The organism is Mycobacterium sp. (assembly GCF_032162105.1).
Classification (GTDB): Bacteria; Actinomycetota; Actinomycetes; order Mycobacteriales; family Mycobacteriaceae; genus Mycobacterium.
Window position 1 is genome coordinate 1 of the sequence record NZ_JAVRPS010000434.1, and the last position, 12,400, is coordinate 12,400.

General features: G+C 67.3%; 11 protein-coding genes. 4 read left to right on the forward strand and 7 right to left on the reverse strand.

The genetic code is table 11. From position 1 onward, the window contains the following. Positions 1-1,080 (forward strand): adenylate/guanylate cyclase domain-containing protein (locus tag QOC69_RS22090; protein WP_526443563.1); only part of this gene is annotated, 1,080 nt, incomplete at its 5' end. Here QOC69_RS22090 and topA read toward each other — a convergent pair. From topA to QOC69_RS22105, 3 genes are all read right to left on the reverse strand, one after another. Then, a complete protein-coding gene (gene topA / locus QOC69_RS22095; RefSeq protein ID WP_526443565.1) occupies positions 1,077-3,950 on the reverse strand; it encodes a type I DNA topoisomerase in 2,874 nt (957 codons plus the stop codon). The genes QOC69_RS22090 and topA overlap by 4 nt on opposite strands. Before the next feature lie 144 nt (positions 3,951-4,094). Continuing rightward, positions 4,095-4,688, reverse strand: coding sequence for a hypothetical protein (locus QOC69_RS22100; protein ID WP_526443567.1), 594 nt, complete (start codon positions 4,686-4,688; stop codon positions 4,095-4,097). 139 nt (positions 4,689-4,827) lie between these two features. Continuing rightward, positions 4,828-5,031 carry a cold-shock protein gene (locus QOC69_RS22105; protein WP_149370616.1) on the reverse strand — a complete coding sequence of 68 codons (204 nt, stop codon included), beginning with the start codon at positions 5,029-5,031 and terminating at the stop codon, positions 4,828-4,830. A 272-nt stretch (positions 5,032-5,303) separates the two neighbouring features. On the opposite strand from QOC69_RS22105, the gene sftH reads away from it, so the two are divergent. The 3 genes from sftH to QOC69_RS22120 all read left to right on the forward strand — a co-directional run bounded on the left by sftH (position 5,304) and on the right by QOC69_RS22120 (position 9,396). Further along, positions 5,304-7,643 carry a DNA 3'-5' helicase SftH gene (gene sftH / locus QOC69_RS22110; protein WP_526443570.1) on the forward strand — a complete coding sequence of 780 codons (2,340 nt, stop codon included), beginning with the start codon at positions 5,304-5,306 and terminating at the stop codon, positions 7,641-7,643. 298 nt (positions 7,644-7,941) lie between these two features. Beyond that, positions 7,942-9,039: a PAS domain-containing protein gene (locus tag QOC69_RS22115; RefSeq protein WP_526443572.1), complete on the forward strand. Its 1,098-nt coding sequence runs from the start codon at positions 7,942-7,944 to the stop codon at positions 9,037-9,039. 141 nt (positions 9,040-9,180) lie between these two features. Next, the gene (locus QOC69_RS22120; RefSeq protein WP_526443574.1) at positions 9,181-9,396 is read left to right on the forward strand and encodes a CbtB domain-containing protein; all 216 of its coding nucleotides are present in this window, start codon (positions 9,181-9,183) and stop codon (positions 9,394-9,396) included. A gap of 1 nt (position 9,397) precedes the next feature. Here QOC69_RS22120 and QOC69_RS22125 read toward each other — a convergent pair whose 3' ends face one another. The 4 genes from QOC69_RS22125 to QOC69_RS22140 form a co-directional block, all read right to left on the reverse strand. Then, complete coding sequence (locus QOC69_RS22125; RefSeq protein WP_526443576.1) at positions 9,398-9,529, reverse strand: hypothetical protein; 132 nt, start codon at positions 9,527-9,529, stop codon at positions 9,398-9,400. 99 nt (positions 9,530-9,628) lie between these two features. After that, positions 9,629-10,300, reverse strand: a complete 672-nt coding sequence (locus tag QOC69_RS22130; protein WP_526443578.1) for a response regulator transcription factor — start codon at positions 10,298-10,300, stop codon at positions 9,629-9,631. After that, the gene (locus QOC69_RS22135; protein ID WP_526443580.1) at positions 10,297-11,442 is read right to left on the reverse strand and encodes a GAF domain-containing sensor histidine kinase; all 1,146 of its coding nucleotides are present in this window, start codon (positions 11,440-11,442) and stop codon (positions 10,297-10,299) included. Before QOC69_RS22135 ends, QOC69_RS22130 begins: the two co-directional genes overlap by 4 nt. A gap of 2 nt (positions 11,443-11,444) precedes the next feature. After that, the coding region (locus QOC69_RS22140) for a molybdopterin-binding protein (protein ID WP_526443582.1) at positions 11,445-12,400 on the reverse strand (956 nt) is incomplete at its 5' end.

Here is a 12,400-nt window from a genome sequence, read left to right on the forward strand (position 1 = left end):
CGCGTGCTGCGGCCCGTCGCCGTCGCGGCGCTGCGGGGCGGCGTACCCGAGACGTTCCGGGCGCCCGGCGTGATCCAGCGCCAGGTGCTGACCTGGGTGCTGTCCACCGCAGTGCCGGTCCTGGCGATCGTGCTGGCGCTGGTGGCGAGCAAGTTCGAAATCCTGACCGCACCGGCCGAACGGCTCAACACTCCGATCCTGCTGCTGGCCATCGCCGCCCTCGTGATCGGGCTGGCCGGCACGGTGCTCGTCGCGATGTCGATCGCCGACCCGCTGCGCCAATTGCGTTGGGCACTGGGCGAAGTGCAACGTGGCAACTACAACGCGCACATGCAGATCTACGATGCCAGCGAATTGGGTTTGCTACAGGCCGGATTCAACGACATGGTCCGCGATCTGGCCGAGCGGCAACGGCTTCGGGACCTGTTCGGCCGCTACGTCGGCGAGGACGTCGCCCGCCGCGCGCTCGAGCGCGGAACCGAGCTCGGTGGCCAGGAACGCGACGTCGCGGTGCTGTTCGTCGACCTGGTCGGCTCGACGCAACTCGCATCGACGCGGCCTGCGTCCGAGGTGGTCAACCTGCTCAACGTGTTCTTCCAGATCATCGTCGACACCGTCCATCGGCACGGCGGGTTCGTCAACAAGTTCCAGGGCGACGCGGCCCTCGCCATCTTCGGCGCGCCCATCGAACACCCCGACGCCTCAGGCGCGGCGCTCGCGGCATCACGCGAACTGCACGACGAACTGGTGGAAGTGCTGGGCCAGACGGACTTCGGCATCGGCGTCTCCGCCGGACGGGCCATCGCCGGCCACATCGGCGCTCAGGCCCGTTTCGAGTACACAGTGATCGGCGACCCCGTCAACGAGGCCGCACGCCTCACGGAGCTGGCCAAGCTGGAGCAGGGCCACGTGCTCGCATCGGCGATCGCGGTCAGCGGCGCACTTGACGCCGAGGCGCTGTGCTGGGACGTCGGCGAGATCGTCGAACTGCGTGGCCGCACCGCACCAACCCAGTTGGCCAGGCCGGTGACTCTCGCTGCGCCGGATCAAGTTCCGAGTGAGCTGCAGCGCGAAAGCTAGCTGCTGCGCTTGACGGCCTTCTTCGCGGGCGTCTTCTTGGCCGGTGCCTTCTTCGCGGCCACCTTCTTGGCCGTCTTCTTGGCGGGGCCGCGGGCGCGGCGATCGGCGAGCAATTCCGACGCCCGGCCGTCGGTGATCGACAGCACGTCGTCACCCTTGCGCAGGCTGGCATTGGTTTCACCGTCGGTGACGTACGGGCCGAACCTGCCGTCCTTGATCACCATCGGCTTATCCGACACGGGATCGGTGCCGAGTTCGCGCAGTGGCGGGGCGGACGCACCCTGCCCGCCGCGTCGCTTGGGCTCGGCGTAGATCTTCAGCGCCTCATCGAGGGTGACGGTGAACATCTGCTCCTCGTTGGCAAGCGAGCGAGAATCGGTGCCGCGCTTGAGGTACGGGCCGTAGCGCCCGTTCTGCGCGGTGATCTCCTCGCCGTTGGCGGGATCGACACCGACCACTCGCGGCAACGACAGCAGCCTCAGCGCGTCGTCCAGCGTGACCGTCTCGAGATCCATTGAGCGCAGCAGTGATCCGGTGCGGGGCTTGGGACCCGGCGGTGGCTTCTTGGCTTTCTTCGCCGGCGAAGCCCCCGGATCCTCAGGCGGCACAATCGGTTCCGGAAGCACCTCGGTCACGTACGGGCCGTACCGGCCGTCCTTGGCGACGATCTCGTGCCCGCTCTCGGGGTCCATGCCGAGCGAGCGCCCCTCCTGCGGGGTGGAGAAGAGCTTCTCGACGAGCTCGAGCGTGAGTTCGTCGGGGGTCAGGTCGTCCTTGAGGTTGGCCCGCTGCGGGGTGGGCTCGCCGTCGTCACCGGTGATCATCCGCTCCAGGTATGGACCGTTGCGGCCGACGCGGACGTTGATCGCGCGCCCCTGATCGTCGTCGAACAGCTTGATGGAGTTGACTTCCCGCGCGTCGATCCCTTCCAAGTTGCCGCCGACCAGCTTCTTGAGCCCACCGGAGCGGGCGATGGAGCCGTCCACGCCGTGCTCGCCGCCGAAGTAGAAGTTGTTGAGCCAGTTGGTCCGTCGCTCGTTGCCGGAGGCGATCTCGTCGAGCTCGTCCTCCATGGCGGCAGTGAAGTCGTAGTCGACCAACCGGCCGAAGTGCTGCTCCAGCAGACCCGTCACCGCGAAAGCCACCCACGACGGCACCAGGGCGCTGCCCTTCTTGTGCACGTAGCCGCGGTCCTGGATGGTCTTGATGATCGACGAATACGTCGACGGCCGCCCGATGCCGAGATCCTCCAGCGACTTGATCAGCGACGCCTCGGTGTAGCGCGCGGGCGGGCTGGTGGTGTGGCCGTCGGCGGTCAGGTCGGTGGCGTCGACCCGCTGCCCCTGGGTCAGGTTCGGCAGCCGGCTCTCGGCGTCGTCGGCCTCACCCCCGGCCTGCTCGTCGAGGCTCTCGACGTAGGCCTTCAGGAAGCCCGCGAAGGTGATGGTCCGGCCGCTGGCGCTGAACACGACCTGAACTGTGGAGGCAACACCTGGGTCCAATGTCGCCGCCGGGGCGGCTCCAGCGATCCGCAGCGACAGGGTGGTGCCGCGGGCGTCGGCCATCTGGGATGCGACGGTGCGCTGCCAGATCAGCTCGTAGAGCCGGAACTCGTCGGTGTCGAGTTGAGCGTGCAGCTGGCCTGGCGTCTGGAACACGTCACCTGCCGGCCGGATCGCCTCGTGCGCCTCCTGGGCGTTCTTCACCTTGCGGGTGTACTGCCGCGCGGTCGGGTGCACGTACTCCTCGCCGTAGAGCTGCCTGGCCTGGTTACGGGCCGCTTCCACGGCCGACCCCGACAACGTCGTGGAGTCGGTGCGCATGTAGGTGATGTAGCCGTTCTCGTAGAGCCGCTGCGCGATGCTCATCGTGCGCTCCGAGGAGAACCGCAGCTTGCGGCCCGCCTCCTGCTGCAGCGTGGAGGTCATGAACGGGGCGTACGGCTTGCGGGTGTACGGCTTCTGCTCGACCGACGACACCGTCAACTGGGCACCGCGCAGCCCCGCGGCGAGCTGGCCTGCGGCGGCCTCGTTGAGCACCAGCACCTCGTCGGGCTTCTTGAGACCGCCCAACGAGTCGAAGTCGCGCCCGGCTGCCACGCGACGGCCGTCGACCTGGTTGAGCTTCGCGGTGAACCTCGGCGGCGACGCCTGCGGGTCCGACACGCTGGCGTCGAGTTCGGCGGTGACGTCCCAGTAGCCGGCGCTGCGGAACGCCATGCGCTCGCGCTCGCGCTGGACGATGATCCGGGTCGCCACCGACTGCACGCGGCCCGCCGACAACTTGGGGGCCACCTTCTTCCACAGCACGGGGCTGACCTCGTAGCCGTACAGGCGATCGAGGATGCGACGCGTCTCCTGCGCATCGACCAGGTCGATGTCGAGGTCGCGGGGGTTCTCCGCGGCGCTCAGGATCGCGGGTTCGGTGATCTCGTGGAACACCATGCGCTTGACCGGGACGCTGGGCTTGAGCGTCTCCAGCAGGTGCCAGGCGATCGCTTCGCCCTCGCGGTCGCCGTCCGTGGCCAGGTAGAGCTCGTCGACGTCCTTGAGCAGGCCCTTGAGTTCTGTGACCGTGCTCTTCTTCTCGGGGCTGATGATGTAGAGCGGCTCGAAGTCGGCGTCGACGTTCACGCCGAGACGGGCCCACGGCTCGGACTTGTACTTGGCGGGGACGTCCGCGGCCGCCCTCGGCAGGTCGCGAATGTGCCCGCGGGAGGACTCCACGATGTAGTTGGCGCCCAGGTAACCGGCGATTTTGCGCGCCTTGGTAGGCGACTCGACTATGACGAGTCGCCGTATGATCGGGCCAGTGGCTGCTCGCCCACGTGGCGCACTGCCGTTCTCGCCGCTGCCCTCCTGGTCAGCCAACTCTGTCTACGCTCCACTCTTGTGCCGCCAACCGGCGCCTGACGATGAGCGTCGACGGTCGCATCGGCTCTCGGCACCCTATAGCTAGTGCCAACTTCGCATTCTGGGCGCGCGTACGCAAACTGGATTCCCCCGTACTAGACCTCAGGTCCGTGGCCAAAGCGAGAACGCCTCGGTATCACCTGGTGGTTCCCCCACGTTCTCTACCAGGCGTAACAACCTCCGACGACCACTGATCCGTAGCGCGGGACGAGCCCCGCGCGTGCCGATCAAGGTCGGTGCGATTCCCACCCTCATCATTGCCGATGCGAGGGCAGTATGCGTGTCCGGCGCATGGGGGTCGAGTCCGAGCAGGTAACGGTCGGCCGCCTCCGGCGTGCCCGCGGCCAACGTCCAGGCCCTCAGTTCCCTCGGCCCGGGCAACCAGTGCGGCGGGACGGTCTTCACCGCGCCGCGGGTCCAGGCCGCGGCCATCGCGATCAACCGCCGGTCGACCGCGGTGCGGACGAGCGGAGTGTTCTCGTCGGTGCGGCCGATCTCGGGGATGAGCCCTGTTTCGGCGATCATCTCGGCAAGCCCCTCGGCACGCCACAACCGATCCACCACAACCGACAAGCGCGCCGCCTGCTGCGCACCGCTACCGACCAGCACGACCTGGCCCGACGCAGCGAGAATCCCGGTCAAGTCGGCGACCGCGGGCGGCACCGACTCAGCCGAGAAGAACGACAGCTGACTCACGAAATCGACACTAGGCCAGCAGTGCACTCCCGAGGGGTCACCGGGCCGCACGAGGCAGCAGGGGAATGCGGGAAAATGAGAAAACCCCCGTACGTCAGTCACCGGGACGTGCGGGGGGTTCCTTCAGATCGTCGTCGATTCAGACGGGCTTGACGCTGAGGGCCTGCGGGCCCTTGGGGCTCTGCTCGATCTCGAACTCGACCTTCTGATTCTCCTCGAGGGTGCGGAACCCATTGGACTGAATCTGCTTGTAATGGACGAAGACGTCGCCGCCGCCGTCTTCCTGCTCGATGAACCCGTAGCCCTTTTCCGGGTTGAACCACTTAACAGTTCCCTGAGGCATCTGTACTTCTTTCCTTCTACTACTTCGGGTGCGGTCCACCGTGCTTCGGTGGGCCGGGCCCGTTCCGACCGCCATACCTTCGTGGAAGCGCCGGAACAGACCGACCTACAACCCTCGCAGGAACCGCGATCGCAACGACGTTCCTGCGAGTGCTGACACACGAACACAGAAGCTGCGACCACGATAAGTGAATCATGTCCCGGGGCTTCGCGACAGTCTTGTTGTGATCATGTGGTTAACAATTCGGGCGTGAACCTGGAGGGGGGTGGGCAGTGTCGGGTCGGGCGTCGGATTTCGGTCGCGAACTGCTCGCCAGCGCCGTCGACGGCACCAACTCATCCGAACATCCGCTACGCCACGTATCGGATTTGGCACCACGCCGCGCACGCGCACAACCGTGGCCCCGGTGGGCCGATTCCGACGTGGTGGCGGCCTTCGTCGATCGCGGCATCGCCGAACCCTGGTCGCATCAGGTAATCGCCGCCGACCTCGCGCATTCGGGCCGCCACGTGGTGCTCAGTACCGGCACCGCGTCGGGCAAGTCGCTCGCCTACCAGTTGCCTATCGCGTCGGCCCTTGCAGCCGATCCGCGCGCCAGGGCGTTGTACCTGTCCCCCACCAAGGCCCTCGGACACGATCAGTTGCGCGCGGCGCAGTCGCTGACGGACGCCGTCGCACGCCTCGCGGACGTCGGGCCGAGCGCTTATGACGGTGACAGCAGCCAGGAGGCCCGGCGATTCACCAGGGAGAGCTCCCGGTGGATCTTCTCCAACCCCGACATGATCCATCTGTCGCTACTGCGCAACCACCCCAGGTGGGCCGTGTTCCTGCGCAACCTCAGATTCATCGTGATCGATGAGTGCCACTACTACCGGGGCATCTTCGGCTCGAATGTCGCGATGGTGCTCCGTCGGCTGATGCGGTTGTGCGCGCGCTACGGAGGCGACGCACCGGGGCCCACGGTGATCTTCGCCAGCGCGACGACGGCTTCTCCGGCGGCCACGGCCTCGGAGTTGCTTGGGCACACGGTCATCGAGGTGACCGACGACGGCTCACCACAGGGCGGGCGCACGGTGGCGCTGTGGGAACCCGCGCTGCTGGCCGATCTGATCGGCGAGAACGGCGCCCCGGTCCGGCGTTCGGCCGGGGCGGAGGCGTCCCGCGTGATGGCCGACCTGATGGCCGAGGGCGCGCGGACGTTGACCTTCGTCCGCTCGCGTCGCGGCGCCGAACTCACCGCACTCGGTGCGCGGGCCCGCCTCGAGGACGTCGCACCGGAATTGGCCGACCTGGTCGCCTCCTACCGCGCCGGCTACCTCGCCGAGGACCGCCGCGCCCTGGAGAGCGCGTTGGCGGACGGCCGGTTGCGCGGACTGGCCACCACCAACGCCCTCGAACTGGGCGTCGACATCGCGGGCCTCGACGCCGTGGTGCTGGCCGGGTTCCCCGGCACCGTCGCCTCCTTCTGGCAGCAGGCGGGCCGGGCGGGCCGTCGGGGTCAGAGCGCGTTGATCGTCCTGATCGCGCGAGACGACCCGCTGGACACCTACCTCGTCAATCATCCGGGCGCACTCCTGGACAAGCCGATCGAACGCGTCGTCATCGACCCCGTCAACCCGTACGTGCTCGGACCCCAACTGCTCTGTGCCGCAACCGAACTCCCCCTCACCGACGCCGAGGTGCGGATGTGGAACGCCGAAGCCGTTGCCGAGACGCTGGTCGACGACGGCCTGCTGCGGCGGCGGCCGGCCGGCTACTTCCCCGCACCGGGCGTCGACCCGCATCCGGCGGTGGACATCCGCGGGTCGTCAGGCGGACAGATCGCGATCCTGGAGACCGGCACCGGCCGAATGCTGGGCAGTACGGGCGCGGGCCAGGCACCCGCATCGGTGCACCCGGGCGCGGTCTACCTGCACCAGGGCGAGAGTTATCTGGTCGACTCACTCGACTTCGAGGACGGCATCGCGTTCGTGCGGCCGGAGGATCCCGGGTACACGACGTCAGCGCGCGACGTCACCGACATCGTCGTCACCGGGCCAGGGACGCGTCGCGCCTACGGGCCTGTCACCATCGGCTTGGTGCCGGTGTCGGTGTCGCACACCGTGGTCGGCTACCTCCGCCGCCGACTCAACGGCGAGGTGATCGACTTCGTCGACCTCGACATGCCGACCCAGACGCTGGACACCATGGCGGTGATGTGCACCATCGCGCCGGAAGCATTGCAGCACAACGGCATCGACCCCCTTCGTGTGCCCGGTTCGCTGCACGCAGCAGAGCACGCGGCAATCGGACTGCTGCCGCTGGTCGCCAGCTGCGACCGCGGCGACATCGGCGGCGTGTCGATGGCGGTCGGACCGGAGGACGGCATGCCGACGATCTTCGTCTACGACGGTTACCCCGGCGGCGCCGGTTTCGCCGACCGCGGCTTCCGCCAGATCTCGACGTGGTGGGGTGCCACCGCGGCGGCCATCGACGCCTGCGAGTGCCCGAACGGTTGCCCGTCGTGCGTGCAGTCGCCGAAGTGCGGCAACGGCAACGAACCGCTGGACAAGCAGGGAGCGGTGCGGGTGCTGCGTCTGGTGCTCGGCGAGTTGGCACGTCGCGGTGGATAATGGCCCGCTGGACGACCTACCCCTCGACGGTCGTCTTCCACGGATCGGCGACGGGGCCTCGATCCAGCCTCGCCGAACACACAGACGATGCGATGAACGGCCGGACAACGCGATCCGTTCTCAATCCCGGAGGACCGGGTGCATCCGCAAAATACCGTGGCATGGGCGCGTGCGAACCCATTTCGACCATTCGAGGAGGTCATTGCGTGATCGAGGCACCTGTCAAACCGCATTCGCTACGAATTTCGTCGTGCGTTCAGCCGAGGGCACGCCGTTTGCTGACCGGTACTATTCCGCCATGACCCCCGACTGGCTCCTGGTGGAAACCCTTGGCGCCGAGCCGACCGTGGTCGCGCAGGGCCAGCAGACCAAGAATCTCGTTCCCATCAGCGCCTTCCTCCGCAGGAACCCCAACCTGATGGCGATTCGGACGGCAATCGGCGAGACGGTCCGCGCGGGCAAGCCGCTCAGCAGCATCACGTCCAAGAACGACCGCGTGATTCGCACCGAGATCGTCCAAATGTCGGACGGTCGTATTCACGGCGTCCACGTCTGGGTGGGCCCACCCGGCGTCGATCCGCCGGAACGCGTCATCCCAGGACCGCTGAAATGGGATCTCACCAACGGAATCGCGACGGACACGACGGAGTCGCTGTACAACAGTGGCCTCGACCCGTCCGTCGAGGCCACTCATGGTCGCGCTTTCGCCGAGGATCTGCCCACCCGGGATCTCAATCCGAGTGAGGCGGAGGTGTTGGCGGTCGTGATCAAACCCGAGCCGGGCCGCACCTTCTGCAGCACCTGGGACATCAGCGACCATGCGGGCAATCCGATCACCGTCGGGTTCACCGCGCGCGTGATGGTCGAGAGCGACGACACCGGCCGAGACCTGTTGGTCTGTAGGGCGATGAACTGGCGCAGTGCGCGCGATGAGGTGGTGCTGGCACCGAACGACCTCGCGCAGCGAATTCTGAACGGCCTGGCCCAACCCGGCGTTCATCGTGCACTCGTCGACCTGAAGTCCTGGACCCTGCTCAAGTGGCTCGACGATCCGTGCCCGTTCTACGACTGGCGCGCCAGCGAAGACGGCGAGCCCCGCGTCCACCCCGACGATGCACTCGAGATGACCTCGATGGCAACGGAGTTCGGGTCTGGATCGACCTCGCGCGTGTTGCGGTTGCGCGCGCGTGGCGGCGGCTGGACGCCGGTCCACGTCACCGCACACCGCGTCGAACTCGAGGAGAACACCTTCGCGGGCCTGCTCTCCCTACGCCTGCCCACCGACGACGAGATCGCGTTCGTCGACGGACCCCCGCAGACCCGCGGCGCACGCAAGGGCAACGCGGGCAAACTCAAGGGCAGGGACAAGGGCAAAGACAAGGCGGCCCGCATCTAGTCGCACCGCGAGTTCGCCGACATTTCGTCATCAATGGATCCGCGCATATTTGCCGAAACAAAGATGTTTGGCGGATAGCATCGACGTCGCTTCAACCGTCGATGAGCCAGCGGTCAGACACGAACTGAGGGGATCTCGGACATGAGTTCACGAGAGTCGGCCAGAGTCGGTGCGCCGGCCCTGGAGCTGTCGGCGGCCAAGGCGGCGTTGTGGTTGAGCCTCACGGCGGTCCTGGCGCTGCTCGTCCTGTACTTCGTGGGCGTCGACCAGGGCGCCACGTCGGTGTTCGGCAACAACACCTACATTCACGAGTTCGTGCACGACGCGCGCCACTTGCTCGGCTTCCCCTGCCACTGAGTCAGATTCCCGGGCCGGCCCGCGCGGCGGCTCGGGCCGAACCCAGCCCCCACCGTCCGAGCGCCGCCTCGACGTCGACGGTGACCACGACGTCGAGTGCCGTCACCGTGCACGCGGTGACGCTCGCGTCCATCCGCTCGGCGACCGAGACCGCCCACCCGCACGCGCGCTCCGGCGCGCTCCCGACGAATGTCGTTCATAAAGTCGTTGGACAACGAGGGTCGTCTATGGATCAGATGAGCTGAAGCTTCTGCCCGTAGACGATGGCCTGCACCCGGGTGTGCGCCCCGAGTTTCTCCATCAGCGCCTGGGTGTAGCTACGAACGGTGTTGATCGTCACGTGAAGCTCGATAGCGATCTCCTTGGTGGTCTTGCCCGCGGCCATTTGCTTGAGAACGTCGATCTCCCTCGGCCGCAGCTGCGGGTAGACGGTGCCGGTGCGGTCGAGCAGGGTCTGCGCGGTTTCCAGGTTGTGGGCGACGTGGGTGTCGATGACCATCCGGCCGTCCTTGACCTCGCGCAGCGCGGTCACCAGGTCCAGATCGAGCGTGCCTTTGAGTAGCACACCGGCTGCTCCGGCTTCCAGACAGCGGCGGAGGTTCTCGACGTCGTCGAATGCCGTGAGCATGATGATCCGCGCGGCTGGCGCCGCCATTGCGAGCTGCCTGCAGACGTCGTCACCGGAGAGGTCACCGAGCCGGAAGTCGAGCAGTACGAGATCCGGTTGGATCCGGCGGGCCACCTCCACTGTCGCGCGCCCGGAATTGCAGGACGCGACGACGTGGAAGTCCGCGGCCAGGGCGAGCAGCCGTTCGATACCGTGCGCCACAATCGGATGGTCGTCGGCGATCAGCACGCTGTGCACGGCCTTCGCCGGCTCGGCCGTACCGGCGCAATTGGTCATGCTGCGTCCTGGAGCGGAACGGCGGCGTGGACACGGGTTCCGCCGTCGTCGTTGGTTTCGACCCTCAGTGTTCCGCCGACGCCCTGCACCTTCTGCAGTAGTCCAGGAATGCCGAGTCCGGCCAGGCGACCCGGTATGGGATTGACTTCGAAGTCGACGGGCAGGCCTCGGCCGTCGTCATCGATCGCCACGGTGATCTCACGGGCTTGGTAGGCGACCGAGATGAACACGGCGGTGGCTCCGGAGTGCTTTTCGATGTTGTACAGCGCTTCGCGCACAACGGCGAGCAGCACGCCCTCGATCGAGGGTTTCGCCGTGGCCGGTGTTCCGAGTGTGGCGACCTCGATCGCGTTGCCGGTGCGGGCGGAGAACATCGCCGCGTCGCGTCGGATGGTGACCGGTAACGCGTCGGTGGTCGGCATGAGGTTGTGCATCGCCTCGCGCAAGTAGGCGGATGCCTCGGCCGCGTCGGCCTCGATGGTTCGCGCCGACGTGGCGACGCCCTGGGTGTGCATCGGCTGGCGTTGCAGCTCCTGAGCGGACATGGCGATCTTGAACAGGATCTGGCCGGCGGTGTCGTGCAACTGTTGCGCAATCCGTTGGCGCTCTTCTTCAACCGCGAGCTTGCCTTCCCGATCGGCTCGGACCGCGGTGACGATCAGCGGGGCCAACGAGACCCCGAACTCGTTCATCAACAATGTCACTCGCGGGGTTACGCGGCAGCCACGGTTTCCCGTGTACATCACGCCGAGCCGGTTTCCGCCGCACTCGATGGGGACCGCGGCGAATCCCTGGATGCCTTCGGCAATCACCGCGTCGGCCAGATCGTCGGTGCAGTTCGGGTCGGCGGCGCAGTTCCCGGTCGTGGCCGGCATGCTCCGTTCGAGCGCTCGCCAGCCGAGGCTGTCCCCCCGGGACACAGTGATACCGACCAGGTTCGCTCGAACTCCCTCGGCGGCGGTCACTACCAGATGGTCGGTGCCGTCGTAGATAGCGATCGCCACCAGGTCGGTACCGAGGAGGGCGTGCATCCGCTTGCACGCCTTGCTGACCAGCGTCGGCAGATCGGACAACCCGGACAGCCCGCGGGTCGCCATAACCAGCGCGCGGACATCGTCGATGGATTTCACCGTGTAGCACATGATCACTCCAGGGATTGGCGGTCGGCATCGTTGATAGGGGGTGTCGGTGTCGTCGGGTCTACAGGCAAGTCGGGGTTGTGCCAAGTTTCCCGGCCCGATTGCCGCCCAGAATAGCCCTGGCACCGCGCGAGTTCGCGGCGAAAGGCGACCGATCTGAGGACGGCGCGCAGCGCGTCGATCGCGGGGCTGTCGAACGCGGCGCCAGGGATGACGAGCACTTCCCGTGCCCCTACCGTTCGAGCGATTTCGAGGAGTGTCAGCTCACCCGCGCGGGTCGCGATCGTGGCGACGGCCGGGTGGCTGTTCACGTCGACGTCGGCGTTGAGTCGCAGAGCCACCCCGTGGCACAGGACGTCGAGGAGCGTTTCCGCCGCGTCGAGCGGAGCGGATTCGGTCCAGTGCACCGTGTGCTGGTTGTCGCGGGCCACTGCGATCAGTGCGGTGACGGCCGGCGAGGTCAGTCCGCTGACGAGTATGGTGCCCGCTCCGGCGGCGCCGCCGGAGGGCTCGAGCCATATCTCACTGCCCGCGTCAAGGGTGGTGTGCCCTGTCGGGATCCGTAGTGTCGCTTCGGCTTTGATCATCGAGTCCAACCCGGCAGCACCGCGGCGCAGCGGCGTGGCGACCAGCGTTTCGCGCCCGGTTTGCGGGTGCGGCACCCGGGCGAGCCGCAGCCGGATCTGCTCGTCGAGGTGCGTGACCGAGTGGATCGCGGTTCCCAGACGGGCGGCGATCCCCGCGGTGGTGGGCTGGTCGACCGCAAGAAGCCGACGCAGCAGGGGCAGAGCGAAGGAGGTGAAGACCCGCTCAGCAGCGGCGGGATAACCGGGCACCCCGATCACCGGCACCGAAGGTCGACCGGTCAGCTGGGCGAGCACCACCGGGTGACCGGGCCGCATTGCCACACCATGAACGGCGATCACGCCCAGAGCGCCGAGTACGGCGGCGGTGCGATCGT

What these genes read in the sequence shown, in the direction of transcription:
- QOC69_RS22130 (WP_526443578.1), bottom strand. Translation starts at nt 10,300, where the DNA reads ATGACCAATTGCGCCGGTACGGCCGAGCCGGCGAAGGCCGTGCACAGC.
- QOC69_RS22135 (WP_526443580.1), bottom strand. Translation starts at nt 11,442, where the DNA reads ATGTGCTACACGGTGAAATCCATCGACGATGTCCGCGCGCTGGTTATG.
- QOC69_RS22125 (WP_526443576.1), bottom strand. Translation starts at nt 9,529, where the DNA reads ATGGACGCGAGCGTCACCGCGTGCACGGTGACGGCACTCGACGTCGTG.
- QOC69_RS22105 (WP_149370616.1), bottom strand. Translation starts at nt 5,031, where the DNA reads ATGCCTCAGGGAACTGTTAAGTGGTTCAACCCGGAAAAGGGCTACGGG.
- QOC69_RS22120 (WP_526443574.1), top strand. Translation starts at nt 9,181, where the DNA reads ATGAGTTCACGAGAGTCGGCCAGAGTCGGTGCGCCGGCCCTGGAGCTG.
- QOC69_RS22115 (WP_526443572.1), top strand. Translation starts at nt 7,942, where the DNA reads ATGACCCCCGACTGGCTCCTGGTGGAAACCCTTGGCGCCGAGCCGACC.